General features: G+C 40.0%; 15 protein-coding genes. 4 read left to right on the top strand and 11 right to left on the bottom strand.

Annotation, left to right across the window (positions count from 1 at the left end):
• Positions 1–4 precede the first annotated feature (4 nt).
• From ccpA to AC1TPB_RS06410, 3 genes are all read right to left on the bottom strand, one after another.
• Positions 5–1,009, bottom strand: a complete 1,005-nt coding sequence (gene ccpA, locus AC1TPB_RS06420) for a catabolite control protein A (RefSeq protein WP_482061201.1) — start codon at positions 1,007–1,009, stop codon at positions 5–7.
• Positions 1,010–1,103: 94 nt separating this feature from the next.
• Positions 1,104–1,523: a hypothetical protein gene (locus AC1TPB_RS06415; RefSeq protein ID WP_482075735.1), complete on the bottom strand. Its 420-nt coding sequence runs from the start codon at positions 1,521–1,523 to the stop codon at positions 1,104–1,106.
• A 93-nt stretch (positions 1,524–1,616) separates the two neighbouring features.
• A complete protein-coding gene (locus tag AC1TPB_RS06410; protein ID WP_482075734.1) occupies positions 1,617–2,018 on the bottom strand; it encodes a VanZ family protein in 402 nt (133 codons plus the stop codon).
• Between the two features lie 355 nt (positions 2,019–2,373).
• Between AC1TPB_RS06410 and AC1TPB_RS06405 the strand changes: the two genes are divergently transcribed.
• On the top strand, positions 2,374–2,904 hold the full coding sequence (locus tag AC1TPB_RS06405) for a type 1 glutamine amidotransferase domain-containing protein (protein ID WP_482075733.1): 531 nt from the start codon (positions 2,374–2,376) through the stop codon (positions 2,902–2,904).
• Here AC1TPB_RS06405 and ptsP read toward each other — a convergent pair.
• Positions 2,901–4,640 (bottom strand): phosphoenolpyruvate--protein phosphotransferase, encoded by a 1,740-nt coding sequence (ptsP, locus tag AC1TPB_RS06400; protein WP_482075732.1) that lies wholly within the window; start codon positions 4,638–4,640, stop codon positions 2,901–2,903. The genes AC1TPB_RS06405 and ptsP overlap by 4 nt on opposite strands.
• Positions 4,637–6,523 carry a glucose PTS transporter subunit IIA gene (locus AC1TPB_RS06395; RefSeq protein ID WP_482075731.1) on the bottom strand — a complete coding sequence of 629 codons (1,887 nt, stop codon included), beginning with the start codon at positions 6,521–6,523 and terminating at the stop codon, positions 4,637–4,639. Before AC1TPB_RS06395 ends, ptsP begins: the two co-directional genes overlap by 4 nt.
• Positions 6,524–6,594: 71 nt before the next feature.
• On the opposite strand from AC1TPB_RS06395, the gene AC1TPB_RS06390 reads away from it, so the two are divergent.
• On the top strand, positions 6,595–7,398 hold the full coding sequence (locus AC1TPB_RS06390) for a hypothetical protein (protein ID WP_482075730.1): 804 nt from the start codon (positions 6,595–6,597) through the stop codon (positions 7,396–7,398).
• Here the strand turns inward: AC1TPB_RS06390 and AC1TPB_RS06385 are convergent.
• From AC1TPB_RS06385 to AC1TPB_RS06375, 3 genes are all read right to left on the bottom strand, one after another.
• Positions 7,358–7,783 carry a CoA-binding protein gene (locus AC1TPB_RS06385; RefSeq protein ID WP_482075729.1) on the bottom strand — a complete coding sequence of 142 codons (426 nt, stop codon included), beginning with the start codon at positions 7,781–7,783 and terminating at the stop codon, positions 7,358–7,360. The genes AC1TPB_RS06390 and AC1TPB_RS06385 overlap by 41 nt on opposite strands.
• Before the next feature lie 129 nt (positions 7,784–7,912).
• The gene (gene aroA / locus AC1TPB_RS06380) at positions 7,913–9,208 is read right to left on the bottom strand and encodes a 3-phosphoshikimate 1-carboxyvinyltransferase (RefSeq protein WP_482075728.1); all 1,296 of its coding nucleotides are present in this window, start codon (positions 9,206–9,208) and stop codon (positions 7,913–7,915) included.
• Between the two features lie 258 nt (positions 9,209–9,466).
• Positions 9,467–9,997 (bottom strand): shikimate kinase, encoded by a 531-nt coding sequence (locus tag AC1TPB_RS06375; RefSeq protein ID WP_482075727.1) that lies wholly within the window; start codon positions 9,995–9,997, stop codon positions 9,467–9,469.
• A 153-nt stretch (positions 9,998–10,150) separates the two neighbouring features.
• Here AC1TPB_RS06375 and AC1TPB_RS06370 point away from each other — a divergent pair, with 153 nt between their 5' ends.
• On the top strand, positions 10,151–10,450 hold the full coding sequence (locus AC1TPB_RS06370; protein WP_482075726.1) for a hypothetical protein: 300 nt from the start codon (positions 10,151–10,153) through the stop codon (positions 10,448–10,450).
• Positions 10,451–10,454: 4 nt separating this feature from the next.
• On the opposite strand, the gene gndA is transcribed toward AC1TPB_RS06370, so the two are convergent.
• A complete protein-coding gene (gene gndA / locus AC1TPB_RS06365) occupies positions 10,455–11,867 on the bottom strand; it encodes an NADP-dependent phosphogluconate dehydrogenase (protein ID WP_482075725.1) in 1,413 nt (470 codons plus the stop codon).
• 228 nt (positions 11,868–12,095) lie between these two features.
• Entirely contained in the window at positions 12,096–12,692 is a 597-nt protein-coding gene (locus AC1TPB_RS06360; protein WP_482075724.1) for a hypothetical protein, read from the bottom strand.
• A gap of 354 nt (positions 12,693–13,046) precedes the next feature.
• Here AC1TPB_RS06360 and AC1TPB_RS06355 point away from each other — a divergent pair, with 354 nt between their 5' ends.
• Positions 13,047–13,688 carry a YktB family protein gene (locus AC1TPB_RS06355; protein ID WP_482075723.1) on the top strand — a complete coding sequence of 214 codons (642 nt, stop codon included), beginning with the start codon at positions 13,047–13,049 and terminating at the stop codon, positions 13,686–13,688.
• A gap of 127 nt (positions 13,689–13,815) precedes the next feature.
• On the opposite strand, the gene AC1TPB_RS06350 is transcribed toward AC1TPB_RS06355, so the two are convergent.
• Entirely contained in the window at positions 13,816–14,991 is a 1,176-nt protein-coding gene (locus AC1TPB_RS06350) for an MFS transporter (protein WP_482075722.1), read from the bottom strand.
• Positions 14,992–15,170 lie beyond the last annotated feature (179 nt).

The following is a 15,170-nucleotide window of genomic DNA, read 5'->3' as shown; positions in this document are numbered from 1 at the left end:
TACTCTAGTTGCCTCCTACAGATTCGCGAACAATTAACTCATGCGGCAAAATAACTTGCGCTTGTTCGACATTTTCCTTCTTCATTAGCTTCGTTAATAAACGCATAGAAACCGCTCCGATATCATACATCGGTTGGGCAACTGTCGTCAGCAATGGTCTAACCATAGATGCCATACGTGAGTTATCAACACTAATTACAGAAATATCTGCAGGTACTTGTAGCCCTTTATCTTGAATCGCATGAATCGCACCAATTGCCATTTCATCAGTTGCTGAGAATACAGCAGATGGACGATTAGCAAGCTCTAAAAAGTAACGCATTGCATCTGATCCTGATTCATAGCGATAATTACCAATACGAACTAATGTATCGTCATAGGTTAAGCCAGCCTCAACTAAAGCTTTTTTGTAACCACTAAAACGAGCAAATCCATTCGATGGATCTTCAAGCGTTCCACTAATCATCGCAATACGACGATGACCATGCTTAATTAATGATTGTACCGCATCATATGCAGCTGTTTCATGATCAATATCAACAGAAGGCATTTCTCTTGATTCATCCGAAGTTGCACATAGTACAATCGGAATATTCGCGGTTCTAAAAGCTTGTTGATGATCTTCCGTGACTGCTCCACCCATAAACAATAAACCATCTACTTGTTTTTCCAACAATGTATTAATTACGCGAATTTCTTTATCTTTCTTCTTGTCAGCATTACACAAAATAATATTGTAATGATACATATTGGCGATATCTTCAATTCCACGAGCTACCTCAGCAAAAATAGCATTTGATATATCAGGAATAACAACGCCAACTGTTGTAGTTTTCTTACTAGCTAATCCACGTGCAACTGCATTAGGTCGATAACCTAAACGATCAATAGCTTCAAATACTTTTTTACGAGTGGCCGGCTTCACGTTAGGGTTATTATTTACAACCCTGGAAACCGTTGCCATTGAAACACCTGCTTCTCTTGCTACATCATATATTGTTACCGTCACGAGCACTCTCTCCATTTGCAATAAATTAATTGAAACGTTCGACACATATTGGAATTATGATACTGTAAAACTACAAATTTCGCAATGTTTTGCTTTATGCAGGCTTAGTTTGAGCTCCAAGCTGGGTTAATTTTTTCACTATTGAATCTAACCAGTCTTGATCCTGTAGGCTTTGTGCTAATAAATACAGATCGAGAAGTTCATTGGTACGACTCTTCATTAATTGCTCTAATTGATCCATAGCTGTTTGGGCAGTCTTTTTTGTAAGTTTATACTCTACTAATAAATTTGCCCATTCATTGCGTTCGTTAAACAAAATGTTCATCTTTTTAGGCTGTTCACCTAATTCTTCAATAAATCCTGTAAGATCCGCTTTGATTTCAGGAATTACTTCACTTCTACTACATGTTTCACAAGTATATATCGGAACGTTATCAATCTCTACTTTTCCAGAAAAAATAACTGTTCGAAGTTTTAGAGACATACTTTCCCCACAAAGACATAACTTTTGCATGAGGTCACTCCTTACATGTACTCATTTCAGCCTTCTAAAGGCATCTATGTATCCATATAAGAGGTTCGACATTTTTCACCCATTTTCCTGCTATTACGATAAACTTAATTTTTTCCATAGCTTTTGAAAATACGGAATTTTAATAAACAATACCCAAAGCGTAGCACCAATACAGTCATTTCGCAGATCAAGCCAGTCCATCATTCTACCACCAACATAATATTGATGAATTTCGTCTGTGGCACCGTAAAGCGTGCATAACAAAACGATCATAAGTTTATAGCGCCATTGCAGTGATTTGCGACCAAATGCAAAATCAACCGTCATCGCAAGTATAAAGTAGCTTACAAAATGTCCCCAGTTAAAATCTTGAATAAAAGGTAAATATTTTTGAAAGAACGGTAATACTGTATTAAGCTCGTCACCTGTTCGCGAAGATAAATAATAGATGATAGCCATCCACAGGATAGATGGTAACCAGCGTAGCCACTTCATTACAATTTCACCTCAAAACTATTTATTAACTATCTAGATCAGCTTCTACGCAAATGAAAAGTTGCTTCGTAAGCATAATCTCAAAACTATTTATTAACTATCTAGATCAGCTTCTCGCAAATGAAAAGTTGCTTCGTAAGCATAATCTCAAAACTATTTATTAACTACCTAGATCAGCTTCTCGCAAATGAAAAGTTGCTTCGTAAGCATAATCTACATTCTTTCACTCCTATTTGCTCAAATGAGCAAGCTTCGTTACAATGAATACATAAAACATCGAGTTTTGTTAGCTATATATTTTTCATTAGCTAGCAGTTTATTGTCTTACATTATAAAAAGTTGGGAGATCAATACAATGTCATTACATAATCAAACGGTTATTTGCTTGTTGCACGATGAATTTGAAGATTTGGAATTATGGTATCCTGTGTACCGTACTCGTGAAGCAGGAGCTACTGTACTTTTTGCTGGTCCTGAAAAAGGAAAAAAACATATTGGGAAATACGGCGTACCTGCCATCGCCGACCTTTCTTTTGATGAAGTGAACAGTGATGAAATTAGCGGCCTACTCGTGCCAGGTGGCTGGGCGCCTGATCAACTCCGTCGCTATCCAAAGGTGCTGCAACTTGTCCAAGAAATGAATGAGCAGAACAAGCCAATCGGTCAAATCTGCCATGCAGGCTGGGTACTTATCTCCGCAAAAATATTACAGGATCGCAAAGTTACGTCTACTCCAGGTATACGTGATGATATGGAAAATGCTGGTGCAATATGGTTCGATGAGGCTGTCGTTGTCGATGGAAATCTCATCTCAGCACGTAGACCGCCTGACCTTCCCCCATATGCACATGCTTTTGTCCAAGCATTAGAACAGCGAATGGTTTAACCATTCGCTGTTTCTTCAAATACATCCATATATTCAGTCAGGATGGCTTTAATCTCTTCACTAGTAACACTTCGACTTACTTCATTGAATACTTGTATACATTCTAATTGAGAGGAATGAATTAATCGCTCCTTCAATGGTAGAATCGAATGTGCCGACATACTTAATGAATCTACTCCAAGACTTAACCAGATAGGCAATGCACGAATATCCCCAGCCAACTCGCCACATACACTGATTGGAATTTCATGACGTTTCGCCGCATCGACTACGAAAGATAGCATTTGAATAATAGCTGGATGATATGGATCATACAAATCTGCTATTCTTTCATTCATCCGATCGACCGCCAATGTAAACTGCACAAGATCATTCGTACCAATACTGAAGAAATCTACTTCCTTCGCCAAATGATTGGCAATCATTACTGCTGCAGGAACTTCGATCATAATACCAACTGCAAGGTGATCATCGAATGCAATGCCTTCTTGCATAAGTTCATCCTTCGCCTCTTCAAGTAATGCATTCGCTGCTCTAACTTCATTAACAGACGTAATGAACGGATACATCAATTTAATTGTTCCGTAAGTACTTGCGCGCAGAATCGCTCTTAATTGAGTTTTGAAAAGCTGCTTCTGATCTAAGGAGACTCGAATAGCCCGATAGCCCATAAATGGATTTTCTTCTTCTTCCATATCATAATAGTCAAGGTGCTTATCTCCACCAATGTCTAATGTACGAATAACAACTGAACCACCATGCAGCTTTTCTACTACTTTACGATAGACAAGAAATTGCTCTTCCTCAGTGGGAAATTCTTGGCGATCCATATACAGAAACTCAGTGCGGAATAAGCCTACGTCTTGCGCACCGCCTTTCAACGCTATCTCTAATTCTTTCACAGAACTAATATTAGCAGCAAGCTTAATGAATTGACCATCAGTGGTCACCGCCTCATGATCCGCTAGATGATGCAATTGCTCCTGCGCCATGATTAATTTATATTGCATATCTCTATATCGTTTAATAAGATGTTCAGCAGGATCAAGATACACTGTCCCATCACTACCGTCAATGAGTATCGTCTGACCTGTAACCAATGATTCCGCGATCTTGCCTTCCATTCCGACAACAAGCGGGATCCCTAATGCTCTGGCCATAATAGCAGAATGAGATGAAGTGCTACCAGTCAATGTAACAATACCTAGTACATTTTCAGGATTAAGATGGGCCAATTGAGATGGCGATATTTCTTTGGCAACGAGAATAAACGGCTGCGTATCACTTGGTAATTGAATTTCGGGAACACCTAGTAAATGCTTCAACAGGCGATTTCCAACGTCTTTAATATCAAGTGCACGCTCACGCATATAATCATCTTCTAGCAAATCAAACATCGTTACAAAATGATCAATAGCTTCCTTCACAGCTACTTCAGCAGCTTTATATTGTCTTTGAATAATACCTTGAATTTCATTCATAAATACGGGATCGTCTAATATTGCAAGATGAGCATCAAAGATTTGCGTTTCTTCCTCACCAACTGTTTCTTTTAGCTCGTCTTTAATTTGGTTAATTTCATCTTTTGAAGTGCGAATCCCCTCATATACTCGTTCAAATTCGCGTGCAAAGTCTGCTACATCAATTCGTTGTTCTGGCACTTCAAATTCCCAATTGGGAAGGACAAAAGATTTCCCGATTGCGATACCTGATGATGCTCCGATTCCTTGAGTCATTGTATATCCCCCTCATCCTTGCTCTCATGAAGCACAACCGACATTACTGAAGACTGACCTTTTTTCACGCCTTTGAACGGAGCATATCGCCAAGCTTTGACGCGCTCTGAATTCGTAATGACCATTGGAGAAGCAAGTGACTTACTATCCTTTTTAACCTTCTGTATATTAAAACGAATAAGTAATTGACCTGGCAATACTTCATCGCCTTCCTTAACGACTGCTGTAAAGTAATCTTTACCGACCAACTTCGAAGTATCAATACCGATATGCATCAACACTTCAAGACCATCGTCTGTCAGAATACCAATAGCATGCATCGTCGGATAAATGTGGATAACTTTCCCTTTCACCGGAGAAACTAATTCTCCACGATCAGGTATAAATGCTACACCGTTACCAACAAGTAGTGCCGAGAATATCGGATCGGGAACTTCTGATAATGGGATCATCTTTCCTTGCATTGGCGAATGGAACGATATTTGCTGCTGATCACGATGAATCGTTTTGATCATTTCCTCTCGGATAAGCTCAGAATATGTCCCAAACACAACTTGAACATGTCCACCCCCAAGGCGTATCACTCCAGCAGCACCGAGATTACGAAGTGCATTAATGTCCATATCCTTCTCATTCGTTACTTTCAAGCGCAGACGGGTAATACAAGACTCCATCTGTATGATATTCTTCTTACCACCAATGGCTTGTAATATAAGCGGAGCACGGTACGGGATATCACCAACCCACTCGTCAAGTTGCGAGCCTTCTTCTCGTCCAGGGGTTGGAATCTGAAAGCGAGTAATCGCCCAGCGGAAGAGAAAGTAATATAAAATCCCAGTCACTATACCAATCGGAATAATTAACCAACCTTTAGTAGAGAGATGCATATTGATAACATAATCAATCGCACCAGCAGAGAATGAGAAGCCGTGTAATATACCGAGCTCATACGTAATCCACATAATAAGCCCTGATAGTAGTGCATGTACGACATACAAATAAGGCGCCACGAATAGAAATGCGAATTCAATCGGTTCAGTTACACCTGTTAGAAACGACGCGAGCGCCGCTAACGTGAAGGTGCGGCGAATTTTTGGTTTCAAATCTTCTCGTGCCTCGTGAATAATGGCTAATGCAATAGCAGGTAAAGCAAACATCATCGTCGGATATAACCCGGCCATAAATACACCAGCCGTTGGATCACCTGCAAAGTATCGCGGTAAATCTCCATATACCATATAGCCAGTGTCCGTCTCATAGCCGCCAACTTGAAACCAGAAAATATGGCTGACAAGATGATGCAAGCCGAAAATAACTAAAATTCGATGAATAAACCCATACAAGAAAACGCCAAATCCACCAGCGAGCGAAATCACTTCACCTAATTCTACTAATAGCCACTCCAACTGCTGCGATAAATTAACCATCGCTATCGAAAACAATAATGTGAAGCAGCTCACAAAAAATGGCACAAACCGTGGTCCGCCAAAAAACTGAATATATTCTGGCAAGCGTAAATCTTTGAATCTTAGATACGACACACCCGCTACGATCCCGATAAATGTTCCGATTAAGACGGTCGGCTCAGTGCCAGGTGCATACTTTGTTGTAATCCCTGTATAGATGAACATCCCTACAAGTGCGGCCATTCCTGCGCTTAGGCCATTACTTGTTAAGCCTAATGCGATACCTAACGCAAATATATAGGGTAGAAATTGAAATATCGCTTGACTGGCAAGCATTAAAAATTCGTTCATACCAGGCAAACCTATGTATTCCCAAGGTAATTGGGCCAAGCTTTGAAATACTGCCGCTGCAGGCAGAATGATCATTGGAAGCATAACAGAGCGTCCTAATTGCTGTAAATTACCAACGAAAGCCATATCGGCCCTCCTTTGCGACCATAGTTATATAAAAAACCAAATAATTTAATAGTAAATAAACACCTATTAAGATGTTACGTGTTATGTTCGTTTTTGTCAAAAAGATTGTTGTAGAAAACGAACTGGTGGCACCTCCAGTTGGTTTCACTGGTTTTTCGCGCCATGGACGGTATTTTTACTGTCCAGGAGCTGGTTTCGCGGGTTTTCGCACCACGGACGGTATTTTTACTGTCCATGAGTTGGTTTCACTGGGTTTTCGCGCCATGGACGGTATTTTTACTGTCCATGAGTTGGTTTCGCTGGGTTTTCGCGCCATGGACGGTATTTTTACTGTCCAGGAGCTGGTTTCTCTGGTTTTTCGCGCCATGGACGGTATTTTTACTGTCCAGGAGTTGGTTTCACTGGGTTTTCGCGCCATGGACGGTATTTTTACTGTCCAGGAGCTGGTTTCGCTGGGTTTTTGCACCACGGACGGTATTTTTACTGTCCAGGAGCTGGTTTCGCTGGGTTTTTGCACCACGGACGGTATTTTTACTGTCCAGGAGCTGGTTTCGCTGGGTTTTCGCACCATGGACGGTATTTTTACCGTTCACGAGTTGGTTTCTCTGGGTTTTCGCACCACGGACGGTATTTTTACTGTCCACGAGCTGGTTTCGCTGGGTTTTTGCACCACGGACGGTATTTTTACTGTCCACGAGCTGGTTTCACTGGGTTTTCGCACCATGGACGGTAATCTCCAATATGTAAAAAAAGGTATTTCGCAACTACATTTCTGTAGCTCGAAATACCTTTTCGCATTATACCTTTTTCTCATTCACCAAGAGTGGGTCAACTTCATTTACCTTGAGGAAGCAGAATGGAGTCCTCTACCTTAATACAACGATCCATTACAACCGTTAAACCGCCCTCTGTTGCAATATCTGCAGCCTCTTGATTAAATACACCAAGCTGCAACCATAACGCCTTAGCACCAATTTTAACGACTTCTTCCGCAATCTCTGCAGTATACTCACTACGACGGAACACATTGACTAAGTCAACAGGAAACGGAATGTCAGACAATGATGGATAGCATGTCTCATCTAGTATTTCAGTAGCTTTAGGATTAACGGGTACAATAGTGTACCCCTTCTTCTTCATCGCTTCAGATACCATATAAGAAATTCGCTCACGATTATCAGATAGACCAACGACGACAATTACTTTAGTATTAGACAATAATTTTTTAATGTCATCTCGCGATGGATTTTCAAATGCCATTGCTTAACACCTCCACAGAATTAAAAGTTGACCAACCTCTTGTCATAGTATGGGTACTTTTGCAATATATATGATTGGAACATATATATTGCAAATCGAGATCATTGGCTATGATTTTGAACTACCGCTTTAAGATTCTACCCACTCTACCTGCGCACCTAATGCCTTCAAATGATCAAAATAATTCGGGTAAGACTTCGCAACATGATGAGCATCTTTAATGCGTAATGGTTCTTTTGAACGCAAGCCAACAATCGTCAATGCCATAATAACGCGGTGGTCATAATGCGCATTAATCTCGACGCCACCAGGAAGTCCTTCAGGTGAACCATGAACGATAATTTCAGCTTGACGCTCCTCTACATTAGCACCTGCTTTACGAAGTTCATTCAAGTAATCGGTAATTCGATCACATTCTTTGTAGCGCAAGTTTTCAACATTGTAGAAGCGAGATGTTCCTTCAGCAAATACAGCAGCCGCAACCATCGCCAGTACAGCATCCGTTGCATGATCACCATCGAACTCCACAGCTTTTAATTTCCCATTGCCTTGAACATGGACAACATTATTTTCATGAGTAAGCGGCACTTCCATCATCTTAAGTACATCAATGATTGCACGCTCTCCCTGCTTACTTTTTTCCATTAATCGGTGTACAATAACATTAGAGTTAGTTACTGCTGCAGCCGCTAAAATTGCCGCAGATCCAGGGTAATCGCCTTGAACAGTATACTCTCTCGCTTGATAAGATTGGTTGCCTGGCACTTTAAAGCGCATATAATCTTCATCAGCATGAACAACAATACCTGCTTGCTCAAGCACCTCAAGTGTTTGACCTACTACTACTTTTGATTTCAAATCATGCAGCACTTCAATTTCGCTATCCTCTTCAAGTAATGGTGTAAGGAATAGTAAAGCACTTAGAAACTGAGAGCTAATATTTCCAGATACTTGGATATGACCGCCACGAGGCTTGCCGCCTTGAATGCGAATTGGTAGTTTTCCTTCATTGTGCTCAATCTCAACGCCCATTGCTGTAAGTGAATCAATCAAATCCTGATGTGGACGCTTACCTAGTGAATCTGGATAACGGTTAACAAACGTAACATCGGGACATATTGATGCTATTGCCATTAAGAAGCGAAGTACTGCACCCGCATTACCAACGTCAAGCTCTTTAATATCTTTTGGCTTAGAACCGAAGCCAGTAATAACGATTTTCTGCTCATCTTCTTCTAGAACTGCTCCAAGATCGCGAATACAACGGCGCATAGCATCACTATCTTCACTATGTGCAGGGAAATGAATGGTGCTTGTACCTTCTGCTAATGCAGCAACTAGCAAATAACGAGTTGTATAATTTTTTGAAGATAAAGCTCCGATTTCACCTTGCAAATTAGGGGTTGGGGTAACGATTACATCCATGATTGATATCTCCTTTTCATTATCTATTGTAAATTCCAATAAAGGCTCAAAATGCGGGATTTCGAAAGCCGAGAAGATGGAGCGTTACTTGAGAAAGGCGGAAGCGCAAGTGTACGTAATTGGTACACGCGATCCTACAATGTTTCTGCAAGAAACATACATCGGAAGCTTATGCTATACTTTCCAAGTTCGCTTCATACTCGATGTCGAGTATGCCACAACGCGATACTTCGTTATCAAAGTCCGCATTATGAGCTATCACTTCTTGGCTTGTTGCCATACTTCAACGATTTTGTTAACGACTTCAGGTAAAGTTAGATCCGATGTATCAATCGAATAATGTGCAAAGTCATAAGCACCAGCACGAGCAGCCATAAGTTGATGGACACGCTCGGTAACATCCCCTTGCAATAACGGACGACCAGTATCATGCTTCACACGAGAAATGATAACATCGCTACTCGCAATCAAATGTATAACAAAGCCATGCTCTAGCATGCTTTCTCGATTACTTTGCTTCAGAACTGCTCCACCACCAGTTGCAATAATTGATGCTTCTGGAGAGCTTAGTCGTTCATTAAGCACTTCCGTCTCTATATTACGGAACGCTTCTTCACCAGCTTGTGCAAAGATTTCGGGAATTTCTTGACCCGCATGCTTAACAATTTCCACATCAACGTCATACTTATGTAGCTGTAATTCACTTGCTAATCCATCGGCAACTGCAGACTTACCAGTACCCATAAAGCCGATTAAAATAATCTTATTACGTAATGAATTAGTTTGCATAGTATTCATCCTTTACAAGTGTTCATCTACACTATCATATCATCTTTGGCAAGCGTTAGGGTAGAAAAAAGTTAGTTTATGCTTTAGAAGCGACTTTTCATTTTCAATGAAGATTATCGAGATGCCTATGAAAAAATTTAGGAGGGGTTAATAATGAAAGAACTACACCAGCATTCATTTCAAGATCAAACAAAGCAAAAAATCGAACGTATTCTCGATTCCACATATCCATTATCTCGTGAGGATGTCGTCTGGATGCTTGGTTATATTACAAAAAAAGTGGCTGACGAAGACCCAGCTATTACGGGTCTGTCGCAGCCACAGTTGTTACAAAATTTTCATGCTTATGCTGATGTAGCTATGGCGCTAATTAGCCACCGCAACAGTAGTGACCAGGAAGCAGAACGATTACGCCAATGGCTTCGTCAAGCTTCGCAAGGTTTACTGTCTTAACAAATTAAGATTGCATCCAGTTGAAGTGGAATGAACCTTCTTTGTCCACACGTTGGAATGTGTGAGCACCGAAGTAGTCACGTTGAGCTTGAAGCAAGTTTGCAGGAAGACGCTCAGAACGGTAGCTGTCGAAGTATGCAAGTGCACTAGAGAATGCTGGTACAGGCACACCGAATTTCACAGCTGTCGCAATAACTTCACGCCATGCAGATTGATAAGACTCAACGATGTTTTTGAAATATTGATCAAGTAATAGGTTACGAAGTTCTGGATTAAGATCGTAAGCATCTTTGATGTTTTGTAGGAATGCAGCACGGATAATGCAACCACCACGGAAGATCATTGCGATTTCGCCGTATTTAAGATCCCAACCATACTCATCTGATGCAGCACGCATTTGCGCAAAACCTTGTGCATAAGAACAAATTTTACTTGCATAAAGTGCTTTACGGATTGATTCAATGAACTCAGCTTTATCAGCAGTAAATTCAGGACGCACAGGGCCGCTAAGTACTTTACTTGCAGCTACGCGTTCTTCTTTCATTGCAGACAAGAAACGAGTGAATACAGATTCCGTAATGATGGACAACGGAACACCAAGATCTAGTGAGCTTTGGCTCGTCCATTTACCAGTACCTTTTTGACCAGCAGAGTCAAGAATAACATCGACCATTGGCTTTCCAGTTTCTGGATCGTATTTAGAGAAAATATCACGAGTGATTTCAATTAGGTAGCTATCAAGCTCACCTTTATTCCACTCTGTGAAGATTTCATGAAGGTCTTCAGTAGAAACATTAAGTACATTTTTCAATAGATCGTAAGCTTCGCAAATTAATTGCATATCGCCATACTCGATACCATTGTGCACCATTTTCACGTAGTGACCAGCACCACCAGGACCGATATAAGTACAACAAGCATCATCGCCAACTTTAGCAGAAATTGCAGTAAGAATTGGTTCAACTAGCTCGTAAGCTGATTTTTGACCACCCGGCATAATAGAAGGACCTTTAAGAGCTCCCTCTTCACCACCAGAAACACCAGTACCGATAAATCGGAAACCTTGTGCTTCAAGCTCTTTGCTGCGACGTTCTGTGTCAGGGAAGTAAGCATTACCACCATCGATAATAATATCGCCTTCAGCAAGATGTGGAACTAGAGAGTTAATTGTTGCATCAGTACCAGCACCAGCTTGTACCATAATAAGAATTTTGCGAGGAACTTCAAGTGATTGAACAAACTCTTCAATTGTGTAAGTTGGCACAAGGTTTTTACCTTGAGACTCAGCCATTAATTCATCTGTTTTTTCTTTTGAACGGTTAAACACAGAAACTGTGAAACCTCTGCTTTCAATATTAAGGGCAAGATTACGACCCATTACAGCCATACCGATAACGCCAATTTGTTGTTTAGACATGTGGTTTATTCCATCCTTTATCTTTAATTTTTCTCACAATAGCTTTATTCTACTCCTTTTGCGCAAAGAAGAAAACAGTTTACGATGAAATTGTGATGAATTCTCATTAATTTCATCAATTTCGGACTAAAGTTCAGCTTATATTCTCCCATTGTTGAACAAAAAAAACGGTCGGCCACTAAATTTCTTAGCGGTCAGACCGTTTTATGATCGTTATCTTTTATGAAACTACATTTCGAGTTGTAACATCTCAAGACGTAACAGCTCCAATTGACCAATGATTTCCTGAGACTTTTGTTCATCTTGTTCAATGGTCGCTTCATGCAAGCAGCTGAGTTCATAATCTAGTTCCATGCGTAGCACAGCAATACGTTGCTCGGCCCGCTTGTTCTGAAAAGCTTGAATCATATCCTCGAAAGTTACATATGGCTTTTTCTGATAAATAATACGATGCTCCATACCAGACACCTCCACCAGTCGAATAATTTCACCGAACATAATGTTTTCAATGACAATTTGTCGATCTTTGATTCGCTTAACTACAGCATGCCCACGCGTGTCGTTAATAAGTTTTTCAATAAGCTCTGATAACCTCTCGTCTTTAATTATATAATCTCCAACAATACGGTAGCTTTGATTCACTTTCTCGAAATGAAGCTTAACTAACTTCCTACCCGTTCGGATCGAAACTAGAAATTTCCCCTCCGTTTCATTCCAATAAAGCGAATACCCCTCCTGAATCAGCTCTCTGATGAGAGTTTGGATTTGGCGCCGCTCGAAACGAAGTTCGAGATTACAATATTCTACTTCATAGTTTCTATTCACGGCATTCCCTCCTAAAACTTTTCTATGCTTCTTAAGCATAACTTCCCATTTCAGAAAAGTCGCTTCGGAAGCATATACTATAAACTTTTCAACAAAAAATCATGTAAGCAAATGAATCAAGACAATAGCCCAAATCTTCTGACTATTTACTTTTACCATTATCTTATACTTCATCTTATGTATTGGCAACTTGGTTTATTGACTATTTTTCGCGTGTTTTGATAATGTTTCAATTGAGCTTAGTTTAACCATCAATCTAGAAATTGAAACAGGACAGATAAATCATTATATGTTACAATCATTATTAAATGATAAAGCTTCTCATCGTTGATGATAAGCGAAAAGGAGTACGCCATGACCCAACAATTAATTCAAGCTGGATTTACTACTGAAGATTTCGATATTTTCCATATTGCAGGACTTGATGAGCGAATGAGCGCCATTATTGAACATATTAGACCCAAATTCCAAGCGATGGGACAACAATTAACTACGGAATTAAGTATCCACGCCAGTAATGAAATGTTTCTGCATATTGCTAAGCACGCACGCCGTACAGTTAATCCTCCAAAGGATACTTGGCTGGCGATTTGTAACAATAAGCGCGGCTACAAAGCACACCCCCACTTTCAACTGGGACTGTTCGACGATCACCTTTTTATCTGGTTTGCATTGATCTATGAAGTTCCAAACAAAAAAAATATTGCAAATACATTTCTAGCCAACCTCGAGCAAGTGATCGAGCAAGTTCCGAGTGACTATGTCATTTCACAAGATCATATGAAAAATAATGCTCAGGCTGTGAGTGAACTTAACGAAGAGGATTGGTCCTCCATCCTCACTCGTTTCCGCGATATAGGTAAAGCGGAGTTACTTATCGGACGTCACTTGTCTCCAGATAGTGATATCGTTCAGAATCAGCAGAAACTTATCGAGTATGCAGCTGAAACTTATTTGCAATTACTTCCATTATATAAATTAGCTTATGAAGCATAATCGAATAATTAGCAAGGATATTAGCAGTCGCACAATCGTTACTGCTCATAACATAAAAAAAAGGAACTTCAACATTGTCGAAGTTCCTTTTTTGCACGGATTAGAAGCATACATCGCTGTCATATTATTAGTTTTTGGATACGTTCATCTTTTCAACCCGATCTGCAAGCTTAAAGCCATATACAAGCAGCAATGCTAATAAACTTAACAAGCCCGCAATGAGATATGGCAACCCAATAGCAACTGTAAATAATAGTGTACCGATAATCGGACCAGCGATACGTCCAAGACTATCCATGGAATTACTTAAGCCAGATGCAACACCGATACTAACTTTTGTTTTCAACGTAATTAATGATGTAATACATGGTCTAGTTAAGGAGTTGCCAATACCGAACACCGTAACTGAAATCGTTGCCCAAAGGAATGTATCTGCACCAAGCAGCATAAAGAATCCGATTGCTGAAATAATGGAGCCCATGACAATAAATTTCGGTTCATCTCCAGGCTTCACCATGCGACGCACAATTCCACCTTGCACCAATGCCCCAGCCAAACCACTAATTAAGAACATCGTACCTACTTGAGATGGAGTAACATCAAATTTCGCAATCCCGAATAGTTGTAGCGTAGCCTCCAAAAATGCCAGTGTAAATGTAACGAAGAAGGCTAGTACATATAAATATTTGGAAGTGCCTTGAAAAGCGCTCCATCTAGATACTTTAGGTTCATTCGTATCCACTCTATTATTAGTATCCTGCAAAATTAATATGGCAAAGACCGCAGTAATTAATGACAATCCCGCTGCCACAAAGAACGGAGTCGTTAGATTAATAACGCTCAACATCCCACCAACCGCAGGTCCAATCATAAATCCGAAGCCAATCGAAATCCCAACAAAAGCCATTCCTTTTGTGCGATTTTCTGCACTCGTAATATCTGCTACATACGCTACAATAACTGATGTTACTGCACCTGAGAATAAGCCACCTAATGCACGAGCAATATACATTAAAGTAAGATGATGAGCTGCTAACCCAAACATCAAGAAGCTAATTGAAAATCCAATCAAACCAATAATTATTATTTTCTTTCTACCTACCCGATCGGATAACCCACCCCAAATAGGTGAAAGTAGAAACGATACGAGCGAGTAAATAGCAAGGATTGCTCCGTTATGTAATTCTGCATTACTCGTAGCCGTATCCAAAATAATTTCAGGCATAACTGGAATAATAATGCCGAAGCCAATAAATGTAGTCATAAGGATTGCCATGACCACTAACATTCTTTTATCCATCATTTTCTAATCCCTCCGCATCTAATAATATTATCATATCTCAATGATGTTAAACTATGAACATTTCGTCACAACTTGTCTTCCCTAGTTCATGCAATATATTAATTTTATAAAAAACGTATTGCATTCCACCTTGTTTTTGTTATACTCAACTTTGTTTGTACACCTAATGAAAGGCAGGG

The sequence above is a fragment of the Paenibacillus sp. Y951 genome (assembly GCF_056786395.1).
The sequence above is the reverse complement of the archived record's forward strand: the minus strand, read 5'-3'. Positions and strand labels throughout refer to the sequence as shown.